General features: G+C 29.8%; 17 protein-coding genes. 14 read left to right on the forward strand and 3 right to left on the reverse strand.

Annotated features, from left to right (window positions below):
* Positions 1 to 67: 67 nt before the first annotated feature.
* Together NMU03_RS10355 and NMU03_RS10360 are read right to left on the reverse strand one after the other, a co-directional pair.
* The gene (locus tag NMU03_RS10355; RefSeq protein ID WP_290138131.1) at positions 68 to 793 is read right to left on the reverse strand and encodes an ABC transporter permease; all 726 of its coding nucleotides are present in this window, start codon (positions 791 to 793) and stop codon (positions 68 to 70) included.
* An 18-nt stretch (positions 794 to 811) separates the two neighbouring features.
* Positions 812 to 1,258, reverse strand: coding sequence for a MarR family transcriptional regulator (locus NMU03_RS10360; protein ID WP_290138133.1), 447 nt, complete (start codon positions 1,256 to 1,258; stop codon positions 812 to 814).
* Positions 1,259 to 2,321: 1,063 nt separating this feature from the next.
* Here NMU03_RS10360 and NMU03_RS10365 point away from each other — a divergent pair.
* The 8 genes from NMU03_RS10365 (at position 2,322) to NMU03_RS10400 (ending at position 10,039) form a co-directional block, all read left to right on the forward strand.
* Positions 2,322 to 3,392 carry a hypothetical protein gene (locus tag NMU03_RS10365; protein ID WP_290138135.1) on the forward strand — a complete coding sequence of 357 codons (1,071 nt, stop codon included), beginning with the start codon at positions 2,322 to 2,324 and terminating at the stop codon, positions 3,390 to 3,392.
* Positions 3,376 to 4,662 (forward strand): hypothetical protein, encoded by a 1,287-nt coding sequence (locus NMU03_RS10370; protein ID WP_290138137.1) that lies wholly within the window; start codon positions 3,376 to 3,378, stop codon positions 4,660 to 4,662. The genes NMU03_RS10365 and NMU03_RS10370 overlap by 17 nt, the downstream gene beginning before the upstream one ends.
* Before the next feature lie 597 nt (positions 4,663 to 5,259).
* Positions 5,260 to 5,913: a nuclease-related domain-containing protein gene (locus NMU03_RS10375; RefSeq protein ID WP_290138139.1), complete on the forward strand. Its 654-nt coding sequence runs from the start codon at positions 5,260 to 5,262 to the stop codon at positions 5,911 to 5,913.
* Positions 5,914 to 6,091: 178 nt separating this feature from the next.
* Positions 6,092 to 6,295 carry a hypothetical protein gene (locus tag NMU03_RS10380; RefSeq protein WP_290138141.1) on the forward strand — a complete coding sequence of 68 codons (204 nt, stop codon included), beginning with the start codon at positions 6,092 to 6,094 and terminating at the stop codon, positions 6,293 to 6,295.
* Between the two features lie 50 nt (positions 6,296 to 6,345).
* Positions 6,346 to 6,543 carry a hypothetical protein gene (locus NMU03_RS10385; protein ID WP_290138143.1) on the forward strand — a complete coding sequence of 66 codons (198 nt, stop codon included), beginning with the start codon at positions 6,346 to 6,348 and terminating at the stop codon, positions 6,541 to 6,543.
* A 102-nt stretch (positions 6,544 to 6,645) separates the two neighbouring features.
* The gene (locus tag NMU03_RS10390) at positions 6,646 to 7,206 is read left to right on the forward strand and encodes a transposase (protein WP_290138145.1); all 561 of its coding nucleotides are present in this window, start codon (positions 6,646 to 6,648) and stop codon (positions 7,204 to 7,206) included.
* Between the two features lie 797 nt (positions 7,207 to 8,003).
* A complete protein-coding gene (locus tag NMU03_RS10395) occupies positions 8,004 to 8,441 on the forward strand; it encodes a hypothetical protein (RefSeq protein WP_290138146.1) in 438 nt (145 codons plus the stop codon).
* A gap of 38 nt (positions 8,442 to 8,479) precedes the next feature.
* A complete protein-coding gene (locus NMU03_RS10400) occupies positions 8,480 to 10,039 on the forward strand; it encodes a hypothetical protein (protein WP_290138148.1) in 1,560 nt (519 codons plus the stop codon).
* A gap of 229 nt (positions 10,040 to 10,268) precedes the next feature.
* Here NMU03_RS10400 and NMU03_RS10405 read toward each other — a convergent pair whose 3' ends face one another.
* Positions 10,269 to 11,336 carry an ATP-grasp domain-containing protein gene (locus NMU03_RS10405; protein ID WP_290138150.1) on the reverse strand — a complete coding sequence of 356 codons (1,068 nt, stop codon included), beginning with the start codon at positions 11,334 to 11,336 and terminating at the stop codon, positions 10,269 to 10,271.
* Between the two features lie 299 nt (positions 11,337 to 11,635).
* On the opposite strand from NMU03_RS10405, the gene NMU03_RS10410 reads away from it, so the two are divergent.
* From NMU03_RS10410 to NMU03_RS10435, 6 genes are all read left to right on the forward strand, one after another.
* Positions 11,636 to 13,453: a polysaccharide biosynthesis protein gene (locus NMU03_RS10410; protein ID WP_435372899.1), complete on the forward strand. Its 1,818-nt coding sequence runs from the start codon at positions 11,636 to 11,638 to the stop codon at positions 13,451 to 13,453.
* A 226-nt stretch (positions 13,454 to 13,679) separates the two neighbouring features.
* Entirely contained in the window at positions 13,680 to 14,192 is a 513-nt protein-coding gene (loaP, locus tag NMU03_RS10415; protein ID WP_290138152.1) for an antiterminator LoaP, read from the forward strand.
* A gap of 34 nt (positions 14,193 to 14,226) precedes the next feature.
* On the forward strand, positions 14,227 to 15,048 hold the full coding sequence (locus NMU03_RS10420; protein WP_290138153.1) for a DegT/DnrJ/EryC1/StrS family aminotransferase: 822 nt from the start codon (positions 14,227 to 14,229) through the stop codon (positions 15,046 to 15,048).
* On the forward strand, positions 15,036 to 15,452 hold the full coding sequence (locus NMU03_RS10425) for an aspartate aminotransferase family protein (protein ID WP_290138155.1): 417 nt from the start codon (positions 15,036 to 15,038) through the stop codon (positions 15,450 to 15,452). Before NMU03_RS10420 ends, NMU03_RS10425 begins: the two co-directional genes overlap by 13 nt.
* Complete coding sequence (locus tag NMU03_RS10430) at positions 15,452 to 16,120, forward strand: sugar transferase (protein ID WP_290138157.1); 669 nt, start codon at positions 15,452 to 15,454, stop codon at positions 16,118 to 16,120. The genes NMU03_RS10425 and NMU03_RS10430 overlap by 1 nt, the downstream gene beginning before the upstream one ends.
* Positions 16,117 to 16,530: a glycosyltransferase family 2 protein gene (locus tag NMU03_RS10435; RefSeq protein WP_290138158.1), complete on the forward strand. Its 414-nt coding sequence runs from the start codon at positions 16,117 to 16,119 to the stop codon at positions 16,528 to 16,530. Before NMU03_RS10430 ends, NMU03_RS10435 begins: the two co-directional genes overlap by 4 nt.
* The last annotated feature ends 57 nt before the right edge of the window (positions 16,531 to 16,587 follow it).

A 16,587-nucleotide genomic window follows, 5' to 3' on the forward strand; every position in this document is an offset into this window, starting at 1 on the left:
CGTCCGCGACAAAATTACCGCCAAAATAAAGAATGAGAACGATACAGATATTGATAGCGAACAAAGCTCAGCTATCCAAAAGCGAAAAAAGCTGGTTTGCTTTAATCGAAGCCTTTGCATAATCTTCAAAGGATTTGTTCATACGCTCTTGTTCATGCGGCTCTTTATTAAATGCTCTTATCACACGGACTCCCGTGATATTTTCACGCAAAACAACGTTCATTCTGTCAAGAAATTTCTGTAATTTTGAAAATATGACAGAGGCTTTTTTAATAATGAACGAGGCAACTAGTACAACAAGAAACATTGCTCCTAAAACAAGAACCCCCATATCTTTGTTGATATTAAATGCAAAAACAATACCCATGATACACATGAACGGTACAGGGACAATCATCTGTATGCCGATCACAAATGCCTGCTGAATGATATTTGTATCATTTAAAGTTCTGGTAATCATAGAGCCTGTTCCAAAGCGTTCAAAGTCAGAGGACGAAAAGGCAAGGGATTTATCGTAAACTTCATCACGGATATCTTTGCCGATTCTTGAGGATAGTTCCGCACAGAGCCAGCTTCCAAGCAATGCTCCTAAACCTGATAACACAGTAACCAATAACATAAACAATCCTTTTTGTATCATCTGTTCAATCGTTCCGCCATTGACACCAATGTTTATCATATCAGCAGTAATCGTCGGTATCATCAAAGCACCGACCACATCAAAAATAACAACAATTAAAGTAATTAAGCTCATTTTCCAGTAAGGCTTTAAAAAATGTAAAAAAACTTTCATATATCTTCATAAGCTCCTTTATTCGGTTCGGTTTCGTTTCTTGTATGCTTCTTCAAAATATTGAGCATAGCGTTCATACGCAAGGATAAAATCCTCAGAAAATTCTTCAATCACTTTTTTCATAACATCATTTTCTATTTCATAGACTGGCTTTAAAACTTTTTCTGCAAATTCTTTCCCTTTTTTGGTAAGAGAAATAGTCTTTTCTTTTGAGTGTTGTTGATTTGATAAAATAATATATCCGTCATTGATACATTCTTTGACAACCGTATTAAGGGTTGTTCTGGGCATAAGCCATTCTTCGCAGATTTGTTTTTGAGAGTGTTCTTTTTCATCGCCTAGCACATACAATAACCATAGCGTATTTTCCTTTATGTGCGTGTTTTTAGCAATTTGATAATAAAGCTCATCACACTTGTTCATCGCAAGACATAACCTATAATTTGCTTCTCTGTAATTCTTCATTGAAAATCCTCCTTATTACGAATTCGTATCAAAATTATAATACGAATTCGTAATAAGGTCAAGAGAGATTTTATACTTTTTGAATTTGTTGTATAAGACCTTACCCAAAATATATGTAAATAACAGTCTTTTTCTCTAATAAGAAAAAGACGCTCTGTTTCAAGCGTCGTTTTTCCATAACTCTGTATTTCTCTTTATCAGTCGTTACACAAGGCTCTTTCATTTGTTGTAATTTTCCTTATTTTCTTTTTGCTACTTTGCTGATAGACACTGTATTTATACAGATTTCCTCATTTCTTATCCGATTTTCATATAACCTGACTTTGGTATCCAACATTAAAATATAGTGAGAGTTTTATTAAAAGAAAGTGTTTATCTTTTAAATGATTTCTACTGGCTTTTATATTTTATAATTGAATATTTGACTTATTTATCTTTCTATCAGGTAATAATTTGCTAATGATAATTTTGCCATCTTCTCAAAAATCTTTGATGAATTGACTTGATGTCTAGACGTTAATATATTGGCTTTCCAAGATTCAACAGAAGTAAGAGATTTAAAAGTATGATGTGCACCACAACGTTTTTGAGGGGAATAATCACTTTCAATGATTGATGAATAAGTATGCTCTTTATTATGGTTTTTTTAAGAAAATAAGCCATAATGCATCTCCAGAGTATATATCACTAGTATCACTATATAAAATACAATGCAAAAAAATAAACAAAAAAATAGAGAAGAAAGAAAAAAACTGATAAAATCAGCATAATTTGATATTATATAAAAAGGTATTCCTAAAAAATATAGTGAGAACTTCTAAAGACGGGTTTTTCCATAACTCTGTATTTCTCTTTATCAGTCGTTACACAAGGCTCTTTCATTTGTTGTAATTTTCCTTATTTTCTTTTTGCTACTTTGCTGATAGACACTGTATTTATACAGATTTCCTCATTTCTTATCCGATTTTCATATAAATAAAGAAAGTTTATTTGACTATCTTAAAAAATTGTCTTTATTTGGCAAGAAAGCATGTTATACTTATATAAAAAGGAAGTGAAAATGATGCTTTGTTACTATGTGGAATTTCCAACAAAACACTTAACGCAAGATATACTTATTCATATGTTATTGGATTGGTTAGAACATTCTAAAAATAAAATGGAAGGTCTAAGTTATGATGGACGTATACCTTTTCAATATCAACTTGATCAAAAATTATTAAATATTGAAATTTTTGAGCAACAGTATTTGACTTTATTTTTTTCAACAAAAGATAATCATAAAAATACACATTTTATTGTAGAAGTTATTTATGATTTTGTGAATGAAAAAATACATTTACGTTTTTTTAAAGAAACATTTAATGAATCACGTTATATATCAGCTGTTTCCATTCCATCTTTATTTAAAACCATTATCACATCTCCTTATATACAAAGTGATGTTTATCCTTTTCAAGCAAAAGCCCATCGTTTAAAAGACATTGATATAATAAAAGAAATCAAAACACAGACACCGCTTATTTATATGCGTACTAAATTTATAGATGCGAATCAATTAGCTAGAGAAGTTTTAGGATTGGCACATGTTTGTTATTGTCCACGACAAAAGGAAGAAGGCTGTATAGAGATTATTGATGAACATGGTAGTCGTTTTTATCCATTAAATAAAAAGATTGCTTACATTCATCAAATACATGAAATCAATGAATTATTGAGAAATGCTATGATTGAACGTTATAAAGATACGATGCCTTCATATGAAACATTATATCAAAACTGGGTTTATCACCAACAAAATTCAGCTATTAAAAACAGTCAGGAATATCAAGAAGAATTTAAAGAAGAAATTAAACGTCGTCAACAAGAAATACTTGAGTTGAAAGAAATTTATAATATGTTATTACAAGATATTGAAGAATTGAAAGTAAAGAATTCTAAATTATCTCAGATTCATTATCATCAAGAGTCTTCATTGTTATGTATTGATGATATTGATAAAGTTTCAAAATATCAAAAGAGTCTTTTACAATATATTCAAAACAAAGCACATAATTTAGAAACGACACATGAAATTTATCGTCGTTTAGATATTTTACATGCGTTAATTAAAAAGAATGGAGGGAAGTTATGAAATCATTTTCTACTTATTTAAGGTTGCGGAAAAATGGAGCATCTCTCAATTTGTCAAATCTTTATTTCAAGTTTACGATATCCCGTATGAAGATATCGATTTTCATCAAAAAAAGATTGAAGAACGTGATTTTGATATTTATCAATATCCTCAAGATCATAGTGTTGTTGTGCATTTGTATCATCGTATGGAGTATATCTATAACGAACAAGAAGGTGGATTGTGTATTCATAATGATGGATATCAAAAGGGATATCGCTATATTGATGAATTGTTAAGGTGCCATTTGATTAAAGATGATGGTATACCACTTACAAATCAGCCTATTATGATTAGTCAAGACAATTACCAGCAAGTTATAAATTGGTTAGAAATAAATAAACTATTACCTGTTTTATATATTAATTATGAACAAGTTGTTGATCCTATTTATTTGGCAAATCAACTAAGGGGTATTGCTTATGTGATGTATGAAGAAAATAAAGACATCAATCAACGGATGAAAAAACAATGTCAAAATATACCACTTCATGGACGTATTATGATTGATTATTTAAATCATGATTATAAGGCTTATCGTCTTTCTAAAAAAGAATCACAAGATCAGTTACAACAACGTATTTTGCATAAAATGAGTCTGTTTTTAAAACAAAGACGTTATGGTAATCGTTATGATTTTCATTATTTACAAAAAAGTTATTTAGATAGTTTAAAAAGTTTGGCTCAGGATTATGAAAAACAAACCATTGATGAGTTGGGAAAGGAAATTGATAAATTAGAAGAAGAAAAGAGAAAATATTGTGATTTGATTCGTCAATTGGAAAAAGAGTCAAGTTTATTACAGACACAAAATGATATTTTAGAAGAAGAACTTTCTTTTCAGGAATGTTATACTATTTTAGATAAAGGGGATATCAAAGAATATTACCAAGCAGAACAAAAAGATGTCCTTTTAGATATGTTAGAGGATGATGTGAAAAAGAAAAATGTTGGGGATGTGGATATAAATATATTGGAAGATATTTTAAAGCAGAATCCAAAAGATGGAACAAGGGATGAATATTTAGAGAAGATTTTTAGAGTTTTGATTAGTAGCTATGATATTCATAGATTAAAGAAATATGGGATTTATATAAAAGGTGATAAAAGCAAACATCCTATTGCTGTGTTTTTTGATGATCCTAGATATCAATCAACGATTTCTTCTACACCAAGTGATCAAAATGCTTGTCGCCAGATTTATAGACAGTTTAGAAAATTTTTCTTTTAAATAAAAAGAAGGGAGTATGGTGATAATTGAAAATTAATTATACTTATCAATATTTTATAAAACATGCTGAAACACTGAATTGAATATATTTATTTTTATGAAATTTGTAACATGCTATTTTTTAGTCAGAAAAAGATTATGTTTAAAAGTTTAAAATAGCTTATAGCTCAATTGAAATGGATTTCATGACATGATTCAAAAATTAAATAAGTATCGAGCTATTTAATATAAAGATCATTTGAAATAGTGATTGCCTATTGCTTTAACATAAAAATCATATATGTATTAATTTAGTGAATATGCCAAATTTAGTATAGTTAAAAAACATGATTGTTTATATTTTTATTCTTTGAAAGTGACAATTAAACAAAAGCTAGGAAAAAGTTTGTAGAAAATAAATGTAAAGATTTATATAAAATCCTTTTAATATAATGGGATATATAAATTCTTCTTTATTCTGTTAGATAATTTATATTATAATTATTTATAATTGTGAGGGGGATAACTAATGGATAATAGAACAAAAGTAAAGTATCTACGTATAGGCATGATAGTTGGATATGCATTATTTGCAATATTATTTATTTTTTATATGCTATGATAGCAGGACGTATAACAGCACCTCTTGGTACAGATGAGTGGAGGGAACAATTTAATTATAGACATCAATTGAATGTTAATATGCCTATATTTTTTGCTATAGGTTGCGTAGGGTGTATTATAGGAAATTTATGTTATAGACCATATAAAAAGTTAAAAAGTGGAATACAGGGCGAAGAAAGAACTCTTAACATTTTGAAAAATCTTCCAATAAACTATACTGTTCTATCAAATGTTCAAATTGAATATGATGGGAAAAGAAGTGAAATTGATAATTTGATTATTAGCACAAGAGGATTAATTATTGTTGAAACTAAAAATTATAAAGGTACGACAACTGGAAAGGAAAATGATTCAGAGTGGATAATTAGCAAAACTTCATCAAAGGGAAATACATTTCAAGATTCTATCAAAAACCCAATAAAACAAGTCAAAAGACAAACTTATATTCTTTCTCAAATACTAAAGGAAAATAGCATTTATTGTTGGATTGATGGATATGTATATATGGCGGGAGGACAATGTCATACTGATTCCGATAAAGTATATACTGAGGAAAGAAAACTTCTTCAAATCATTATTGATTCAGGAAGAGATAATGCATTGAGTGATGAGGATATGAGAAGAATTCAACAAGTGTTAAAATTATAAGGAAACTATGCATAAATGATATAACGACCTCCAAGTAGACTACGTAAAAATTAAATGTTGATATAGGAGATAATATGAAGTGACCTCCTACTTGCCAAAACGTGGATTACGATTCATAATATAAATGCAAAAAACAAATTATGAAAGTCGATACCATAACGACAATAGGAGGTCACTTATGAATAGTATAGTTTATATTGGAATGGATGTCCATAAAAATTCTTATAGTTTATGTGCAGTAGATGGAGAAACTGGTGAAATTTTAGGAGAAACTAAGATTTCTCCCGATGTTGATCTTATTATCAAATTTATCAATAACGCCAAGAAAAAGCAAACGAACCTGATGCAGATGTTCTTGCTGGTTATGAAGCAGGATGTTTAGGATACTCATTATACTGGCAATTACAAGCAAAAGGTATCAATTGTGATATATTGGCACCAACAACCATGCAGCGTTCAGCCAAGAACAAGGTTGTCAAAAATGATAGAAGAGATGCTAGAAACATTGCGACAAATTTAAACAATGGAACATATAAAGCTGTGTATGTTCCACAGGATCAGGATGTAGAAATCAAAGAATATATAAGAATGATTGATGATTTTAAAGATGAAACCAAGAGAATCAAATAGCATATCAATGCATATGTATTGAGATTAGGACATCGATATGAGGGGAAATCACATTGGATTCCCACACACATCAAATGGTTGAAAGAGCTAGAGCTAAAGGATATGTATAGAGAGATATTAGATGAGTATCTTTCACATCTAGAAGATCTCGAAGCAAGAATCGAAAGATTTCAATCTAAACTAGAAGAATTATCTCATGAAGAAGCATATGAAGATAAGATAGGGCAATTGCGCTGCTTAAAGGGTGTAGATACCTCATCAGCGATGATCTTTCATGTAGAAGTATCAGATTTCAATAGATTTCCAAATGCCAAAGCCTTTGCATCATTTTGTGGATTGACACCATCTGAGGATTCAAGTGGAGACAAGACAAAGAGATTAAGTATTACCAAACAGGGAAATACACATTTAAGAAAAACGTTGATTGAGTGTTCGCAGGTGCTTGTAAGAGGCACAGTTGGAAAAAAAGGGAAAAAATTGAAATCAAAGCAGAATGGTCAGGATGTAAAGGTCATAGATTATGCAGACAAGGCAGTACTAAGATTGCAGAAGAAATATCATAGAATGATATTGAGAGGCGTTAATAGAAATATAGCGATAACAGCAGTAGCAAGAGAGCTTGCATGCTTCATATGGGGAATTGAAACAGGACATATAGCATGAAGCTAATCATGTTTGTTTTATTCCTGAAATATATTTTATAAAAGAGGAAAGGAGGAGTTGTGGAGTAGACAAAAATCAAGACAGCATCAAAGGCATAGATGGATCCCAAAATAGCAGACAGGTTCAACTATCTAAGAAAAGCCTCTTATGGCAGTCATAATATATATAAAAAGTCGCGAGTTTATATATATACCAATATGACTGATCCACGCAAGGAGATTATAGAGTTATGCGACGAACCATTAACCTTTTGGTACCCAATCCACGAATAACAGACTGGTTAACTGTCGCTAGAACACTATTATGGGGTCTTTGTATGCCTTTGATGAAACAATTTAATAAAAATATTATGAATTGTGAATTTATGTCTTGACAAAAGTCACTTCATAACAGGTTTTTATAATTAGAAGAATCAGTTCTTATTTTAACTAAAGACATAGATTGCGTTAAATCAGTTATATTGAGATAAAAAATATCAGATATGTGGTGATTTTGAACATAATATATAACTCGTTTACAACTTTTTTCGTAGCATGTAAATTTTACAGTGAGGTTATAGTTATGTCCATTTTTATAAAATAGAGATATTTAGATTTAATGATGTATATTTAAACTTTATTTTTCTGTGGAAAAATATTTAGAGTTCATGATAATCAAGAATGGTATCCAAATATTTCTATTAGGAGTTATCTTGCTACAAATATAATAAGATGCGATTTTTTTGTTTTTTGTTATAATGTAATCAGAAATATTAAGAAAGGGGCAAGGATAATATCAGATTATCCATTCTATTTAATATGGATAAAAAAGCATTAACAAATTATTATAAGTCAAAAATAGATGAGGAAATTATCAATCGATTAAGAAATCAAAACGAAAGGATTCTAAATATTCAATATGATAATTGTTTCAAATTAATTTTAAATTTTAAATTTGAATTATTAAATACTTTAAAATATCAAATTATTAATTTTGATGAATTAATTGATAATACCAGTACTCATAATGATAAACCACTCCCAATTATGCAAGAATTATTTTCTAAATTATGTTCTTGGTATTTTTCATCGTTAATAGGTTCTTTGTATTTAGGAGCTGATCTTTTACTAGAATTAGCTTATACATTATTCAAATATAAGCTTTCTCAAAGAGAAACAGAATTGATATTGGGAAATTTGAAACCATACCATAAAAAACATAAAGAATATAAAAAAGTAAAAAAATTATTATTGTAAGAGATATTAACGCTCTAAATGATGACCAAACAAATTTATTGAATTTTATTGAATACTTAATTCATGAAAAATATATATGTAATGCCCTTTTGATAAAAACATCTTCACTGCCATTTGAAGATATAAACTATAAATTTATATTAGACCTTAATGAAATCAGAACCGTTTTTAAATTCACTTTAATAAACAAAAATAATATCGAAATATTTAAAAATTTAGATATTGATTTTTTTCCAATGTTTTATTCGTGTTTACAAAATAATAAAGATTTATCAAATGAAGAGCTCTTTAAAAAAATAATTTTTAATATTATTACTAACTCAAAAACAAAGATTGCAAAACAAGATTTATATAATTTTTTTAAATTATGCTCTTATTTGTTTCCGTTTTTTAGTCAACGTGATTTAGAAAATAACTTTAATAAATTATTGAGTAATATTGTTTTATATTTAAATGATGGTAAAAAAGCAAATATTTTAGAATCTACTGATAAGGGCTATTATTTTACAGAAATTTATATCAGAAATTTCTTTTTAAATGGTGTTCCCAATATGTTAGATTCTACTCAAAAAGATAATCTATATAAGTATTTACAAACTACATATCCAACGCAATATTTCAATTTAGCTATTGCTTCAATTAAACTTAATCAACCAACATCAGAAATATATTCACGTATTCTCATTGCATATTATTACAAAGATGAATTAGCAAATGATGAAAAAAGCATATTAATAAAACAAATTAACAAAGAATACAATACAAATTTATTTACATATATTAACAATATTGAAAAAAATATAAATATAAATCTAAACATCAGATTATTACTGATTTCTAATGATTATTCTTGCTTAACTATTGCAGGAAAACTTTCGTGCTTGGGGATAATTTTACCAAAAGCATACGAATTTTTTGGTGAAGAAAATATTAATATTTTTAATCAATATGAAGAAATTTTAAATTCTACAAAACTTTTTTCTAACCTGAACAATCATTTTTATCCTTATATAATTGATTTTATTATTTTATCAACCGCTATAGAATTGGATCAAAGACAAAGTAACATTATTAATAGACTTACTGCATTGATAGAATCTAATCAAGAGGAAATATCTAAAAAATACAAACTTAAGTTCTTAAGACTATCAAATTTAATCTCTTCTGATCCTGAAAAATTATTGAAATATGCCTTTGATATTACAATCAACAATAAAATTGAACATGAAATTTTTAGAACTAATTACTCCGTAAGTTTGCTCTTTTCTTCAAAATATGAGAAAGCTTTATCTTTATTCGAAGATAAAGATAAAATTTTAATGAAATCAATAAACGAAGACATTTATATTAGTTTGGAAAACAATAAATATGTTACTAAAAGCTTATTATATCAAACAAAAAGAAATCCATTTAAAAGAATTTTAAAACAGATTTCTATTAATAATCAAAATAGTGATTGGTTTATTATAAAAAATAATCAAATAGCTCATGATATTCTATTAGGTAATAAAAACCTTGAAAAAAACATAAAATTAATTAATGAAATAGAACAATCTCAAGACTGTTTTCATATTTTTTCTTACAATATAATTTATTAACACACGCATATATTAATAAAAATATAGATTTGTTTGATGAGTTATATCAAAAGATTAAGGTACCAACATTGTTAAAAGATTATAAAGATTATTTTGCTGATAGATTGAATAAATTAAATTCATTGAAAGAAAAGAAAATCTTTATGAATACTCATGCTTTAAAAAAGAATTTGAATTGATTGATGAGAGATACGAGACTTTACGTATTGGTCACTTTAAGGAAATTGTTTTATTTGGATTGATTGAAAGATGGTATGAATAATCCTAATCCAATAAGCTTAACATAAATTAATAATTCATATACACAACTAGATTCTGCTGATAACTTATCACAGAAGATCATATTAACTCCATTTGTTTCTGAAATTGTGGGATTAGCCCCGATATCTTCAATATATATTTGATTGTTTGATATTCGAAAATCAATTCGTGATATACCCTCAAAATTTAAAGACTTAGCTACCTCTATTGAAACGTCTATTAATTGTTCTTTTAGTTCTCCCTCATATTCTTTGAAAGAATATCCTTCTAACATAACAGTATCATAATCAAGATAGTTTTGTTGATTATGAAAAATAACTTCACTAATACCTGGACAATAATATTCCTCGTTAAATTTTAATAAAGGTACTGCCACCTCTTGTCCATCTATAAATTTCTGAATTGAAAATATAGGATATTTATTCTGATACCTATGTATGTAGTCTTCAATTTCCTGTTTTGATTTTGCTGAGAAATCTATTACATGAACACCTATGCTTGCAGATTCATCATTGGGTTTGATAACCCACTTACCATTGCTTAGCATTTTACATATCTCTTCAAAATCATTTTTTTCAACGTGATATTTTGTGATTGGAAAATACTTAGCAAGATTTTGTGATAAAATATTAAACATTAATAGTTTGTTATCGCTAAATGTTGATGCCATGAAATCAGCACTAATATTAATTAAATTATAGTAGTCACACAATAAAGGAATGAGACATCTTCTTCCAATTCCATCAATATTTTGTGCCATTGAATAAACAAGAACATACTTATGTTTTTTCCTTATTGATTCAATTTTATTGATAAATGATTCTTCTCCATCTATTGTGTATACATATTCAAATACTTTTCTAAAAGATGACTCAATCATATTTTTTTCTGCTGGTAAAACACATTCAGATAAATGTTCTTTATCTCTGACTGTTTTATCACTATTATAAACAAATATCATCCCATATTCTTTATTAAGTTTACTTTGTTTTTTTATTAAATGATAAAGTTTGATAATTACATTGAAGTCCATCATATTAATTACAGATAATCTGATATTATCTACTATTAAGAAAATAATCAAAGATATTATATGAAAAAATGCTATTGTATTTTGTTGATTGGAAAGAAAAAATGGTATATTAGTAAAAAGAGGAAGAGAGATGGAGATTGAAAAGTGTGGAGATTTTGTTGAAATATGACATGATATTAGCTATAATGACATTGATAGTTAAAATTTATATTTTATTATGGTAAAATATGATTTGGGAGAGAGATATATATGTTACATGTTTTTTTAAAAATGATATTTATAGAAAACACAGAGAAAAATTATTGCTTGTTTTAGATTTGCTCATTGTACTATTGTCTTATTTAATAGCATATTGGTCTAAAAATGATTTTCAATTAAGAACAGTACAATGGGATTTGACAGGAAATGAAGTGGCGATTGGATGTTGTATATTATTGATTGTCTATACACTTTGTTTTGCGTTTTTTAAAGTTTATAAAAGTTTATGGAAATATATTGGTGTCGATGAACTTCTTCGTTTAACAGCTTCTAATATATTAGCCATGATTATTGTGATGTTTTTATCACAATTATATTTTGGAATGTTTTCTTTAATTAGTTTGGAATTGATTGCTGGTGTTTATGCACTCATTATTATGTCTGGTGTTCGTGTATTATATCGTTTGTTAAGACGCTATAGTATTAATAGAGATGCTAAAGAAGTGAAAACAATTGTGATTGGTGCAGGGGATGCTGGTAACTTATTATTAAGAGAATTAAGACAAAATGATAGCTTAAATTATAAAATTGTTGGATTTATTGATGATTTTAAGAAAGATTTAATGATTGGTGGGTATCCTATTTTAGGAACAACTGAAGATTTAAAAGTAATTAAAGAAAAATATGATGTAGAAAGTGCATTAATTGCGATTTCACATGTTAATCAAAGAGATTTAAGAAGAATTTATGATGAATGTGTGAATAATGGCTTAGATACAAAAATCATGAATTTTCAGTTTAAGAATGATACAAAGAATAACAGTGTTGTTGCAGATATAAAGATTGAAGATTTGTTAGGACGAGGAGAAATCCATTTAGAACAAAATGAGATTAGTTCTTATTTAACAGATCAGGTTGTTGTTGTAACTGGTGCTGGAGGAAGTATTGGTTCTGAATTATGTAGACAGATTTCTAAATTTCAACCTAGAAAATTGATTATGATTGATATTAATGAAAATAGTTTATATATGCTAGAACAAGAATTTAAAAGAGATATTGAACATGGAAAGATGAGTCAAAATATTGATTTAAAATCATTGATTGCATCTATTAGAGATAAGAAAGCTATTGATGAAATATTTGATAGATATCATCCAGATGTTGTTTATCATGCGGCTGCACATAAACATGTGCCATTGATGGAAACAAGACCAATGGAAGCTATCAAAAATAATGTCTTTGGAACAAATAATGTGATTCATTCATGTATTGAACATAAAGTGAAAAGATTTATTATGATTAGTACAGATAAAGCAGTTAATCCTACTAATGTTATGGGAGCTACCAAACGTATGACAGAAATGATTTTACAATCACATGGTCATAATGGTGTGACAAAGATGGCTGCTGTAAGGTTTGGAAATGTATTGGGATCTAACGGTTCGGTTATTCCTATTTTTAAAGCACAGATTGCTGAAGGTGGACCTGTTACATTAACAAGTAAAGAAATTATTCGTTATTTTATGACAATTCCTGAAGCTGCACAGCTTGTTTTACAAGCAGGATATTATGCTGATCAGGGTGATATATTTGTATTGGATATGGGAGAACCAGTAAGAATCTTAGATTTAGCAGAAAAAATGATTAGATTGGCTGGATTAAAACCATATGAGGATATAGAAATTAAAGAAATTGGTTTAAGACCAGGAGAAAAAATGTTTGAGGAGTTACGTTTAGACGGTGAAGATACAACACGTACAAAGAATGATTTGATTTATAAAAATGCACCAATGAATATTACAGTGGAAGATATTGATGCAAGATTAAGTCAATTACATAATGTACTTTATAAAGAAGATGTGACTCCATCAGAAATAAAAGAAACGATTTTAAATCTTATTATTTCTGATAAGAATTCATAAGACTGACATTACATTTTTAGGCACTTGCAATCTTAATGAATTTGTAGTATTATGTCTTTGGTTTTATTAAAGGATAATAGAGAGTTATCCGTGAAAAGGAATGCTGTAAAGGGAAATCGTTGCCGTGTCACGTTTGTCTTGAGGTATGGTCATAGATGTGATGGCTGGATGTCATTTGATGATGTCTGGCAGGCGAAGCCTACCCTTTTTCAAGGAGGTCAGGAACATGGAATGGTATGTCATGCAGGTCAGGAGCGGACAGGAAAGGAAGATTGCCGATAGATGCAGGTTTCTCATCCCATCGGAAATCCTTCATGAGTGCTTCATTCCCGAGTTTGTCGCAAGGAAGAAGTTTCGAGGCGTCTGGAAGGATGTCAGATGCGTGCTCTTTACGGGATATGTCTTCATGATCACCGAACGCATAGAGGAGCTCTATGTGGAGCTCAAGAAGATACCAGACCTGACGAAGATCATCGGGAAGAAGAAGGATGTCATCTATCCGCTCAAGGATGGAGAGGTGGAATTCCTGAAGAGGTTTACAGGAGACGACCATCTTGTGGACATGTCGACAGGCTTCATAGAGGGAGAGAATATTCACATCAGCGAGGGACCATTACAGGGGCATGAAGGAATGATAACGAAGATAGACAGGCACAAGCGCATGGCGTACATCAGCCTGCATATCTTTGGCAGTGATACAACAGCAAAGGTAGGATTAGAGATCATAAGCAAGAATTAGGCAATTCTTGTTTTTTTATTGGGAGGAAAGAGATTTGGAAAAGTTCAAGAATAAAGTATGGCTATCCAGTCCAACCATGCATGGCGATGAGCTGAAGTATATCACTGAAGCCTATGAAACAAATTGGATGTCTACTGTTGGTGAAAATATTAATGAAATTGAAAAACAGATCAGTCAAAAGGTAGGTTGCAAATATGCTGTTGCATTGTCATCTGGAACTGCAACTTTGCATCTTGCTGTGAAACTCGCTGGCATCAAGCCAGGCGATCATGTCTTCTGTTCAGATATGACATTTGGAGCAACTGTCAATCCCGTTGTCTATGAAGGAGGAATACCTGTTTTCATTGATACGGAATATGATACATGGAATATGGATCCTGCTGCATTGGAGAAGGCATTTGAAATGTATCCTGATGTCAAGGTCGTTGTCCTTGTCCATCTTTACGGAACGCCAGCCAAGATTGATGAAATCAAAGCAATATGTCAAAAACATAATGCCATCATCATTGAAGATGCAGCTGAATCCTTAGGAGCAACCTATAAGGGTGCTCAGACGGGTACATTTGGACAATACAATGCCATTTCATTCAATGGAAATAAAATAATTACTGGATCAAGTGGTGGTATGTTTTTGACAGATGATCTTGAGGCAGCAAACAAGGTCAGAAAATGGTCAACACAGTCAAGAGAGAATGCTCCATGGTATCAGCATGAGGAAGTTGGCTACAATTACAGAATGTCAAATGTCATTGCAGGTGTTGTCAGAGGCCAGATTCCCTATCTTGAAGAGCATATCGCCAAGAAAAAGCCATCTATGAAAGATACAAAGAAGGATTCAAGGGATTGCCAGTCATGATGAATCCTTATGATGAAGAAAACAGTGAACCTAACTTCTGGCTTTCATGCATGATCATTGATAAGGATGCAATGTGTAAACAGGTACGTGGAGAAAATGAACCGTTATATATCAGTGAACCTGGCAAATCATGTCCAACAGAAATATTGGAAACGTTAGCACAGTATAACGCAGAAGGACGACCAATATGGAAACCGATGCATATGCAGCCAATCTATAGAATGAACCCATTCATTACCAGAGAAGGCAATGGACGTGCTAGAACAAATGCGTATATAGAGGGAACAGCAACTGATATAGGAATGGATATATTCAACAGAGGATTATGCTTGCCAAGTGACAACAAGATGACAGAAGAACAGCAGGATCAGATCATTGAAATCATCAAGGGGTGTTTTCATTAATGTATAAACGATTCTTTAAGAGGTTTCTTGATTTCATTCTGTCATTAGTAGCCATTATCATATTGAGTCCAGTTTATATCATCGTAGCCTTGCTCGTAAGAACAAAACTGGGAAGTCCAGTCATCTTTAAACAGGAAAGGCCTGGGAAGGATGAAAAGATATTCAAAATGTATAAGTTTAGAACAATGACTGATGAAAGAGACAAAGAAGGTAATCTGCTTCCCGACGATGTAAGACTGACATCATTTGGAAAGAAACTTAGATCAACATCATTGGATGAACTTCCTGAACTGTTCAATATCCTTAAAGGTGATATGAGCATCGTTGGGCCTAGGCCCCAATTGGTAAAAGATATGATTTTTATGACAGAAGAACAACGAAAACGTCATACAGTCAGACAAGGACTTACTGGATGGGCACAAGTCAATGGAAGAAATGCAATCAGCTGGGAAGATAAAATCAATTATGATTTGCAATATATACAAGATATTACTTTTATAAATGATTTAAAAATAATCTTTCAGACATTGGTAAAAGTATTCAAAAAGGAAGATATATCAACTGAAGGTATGGAAACAGCTGAGGACTTAGGCGATTATTTATTAAGAACTCATCAGATTAGTCAACAAGAATATGATAAAGTAATAAGGACGACGCAAACTCTATGAAAGAATTAGTAAGCATTATAACACCTTCATATAATACAGCCAATTTTATATCCCAGACTATAGAAAGTGTATTGAATCAAACCTATACTAATTGGGAAATGATTATTATAGATGATTGTTCAACAGACAATACTAAAGAAGTAGTAGCAAAATATAAAGATTCAAGAATCACGTATATTGAAAATGAAAAGAATTTAGGAGCAGCTATTTCGAGAAATAGAGCATTAAAAATCGCTAAGGGAGAATGGATCGCATTTTTAGATAGTGATGACTTATGGGATAAAAGCAAATTAGAAAAACAGTTGAAATTCATGAGAACTCATAACTGTTTTTTTCGTATACTAATTATCGTGAAATCAATGAAGATAATGATGTCATTAATCAATGTATATCTGGACCAAATTATATAAATAAAAGAAAAATGTATCAATATTGTTGGCCAGGGTGTTTAACAGTAATGTATAACG

Source organism: Allocoprobacillus halotolerans (genome assembly GCF_024399475.1).
In the GTDB taxonomy this organism is placed as follows: Bacteria; Bacillota_I; Bacilli_A; order Erysipelotrichales; family Coprobacillaceae; genus Allocoprobacillus; species Allocoprobacillus halotolerans.

Excerpts from the sequence above, each read along its gene's own strand:
- NMU03_RS10355 (WP_290138131.1), bottom strand. The coding sequence starts at position 793 with ATGAAAGTTTTTTTACATTTTTTAAAGCCTTACTGGAAAATGAGCTTA.
- NMU03_RS10360 (WP_290138133.1), bottom strand. The coding sequence starts at position 1,258 with ATGAAGAATTACAGAGAAGCAAATTATAGGTTATGTCTTGCGATGAAC.
- NMU03_RS10365 (WP_290138135.1), top strand. The coding sequence starts at position 2,322 with ATGCTTTGTTACTATGTGGAATTTCCAACAAAACACTTAACGCAAGAT.
- NMU03_RS10370 (WP_290138137.1), top strand. The coding sequence starts at position 3,376 with ATGGAGGGAAGTTATGAAATCATTTTCTACTTATTTAAGGTTGCGGAA.
- NMU03_RS10375 (WP_290138139.1), top strand. The coding sequence starts at position 5,260 with ATGATAGCAGGACGTATAACAGCACCTCTTGGTACAGATGAGTGGAGG.
- NMU03_RS10380 (WP_290138141.1), top strand. The coding sequence starts at position 6,092 with ATGAATAGTATAGTTTATATTGGAATGGATGTCCATAAAAATTCTTAT.
- NMU03_RS10390 (WP_290138145.1), top strand. The coding sequence starts at position 6,646 with ATGTATAGAGAGATATTAGATGAGTATCTTTCACATCTAGAAGATCTC.
- NMU03_RS10395 (WP_290138146.1), top strand. The coding sequence starts at position 8,004 with ATGGATAAAAAAGCATTAACAAATTATTATAAGTCAAAAATAGATGAG.
- NMU03_RS10405 (WP_290138150.1), bottom strand. The coding sequence starts at position 11,336 with ATGATGGACTTCAATGTAATTATCAAACTTTATCATTTAATAAAAAAA.
- loaP (WP_290138152.1), top strand. The coding sequence starts at position 13,680 with ATGGAATGGTATGTCATGCAGGTCAGGAGCGGACAGGAAAGGAAGATT.
- NMU03_RS10430 (WP_290138157.1), top strand. The coding sequence starts at position 15,452 with ATGTATAAACGATTCTTTAAGAGGTTTCTTGATTTCATTCTGTCATTA.
- NMU03_RS10435 (WP_290138158.1), top strand. The coding sequence starts at position 16,117 with ATGAAAGAATTAGTAAGCATTATAACACCTTCATATAATACAGCCAAT.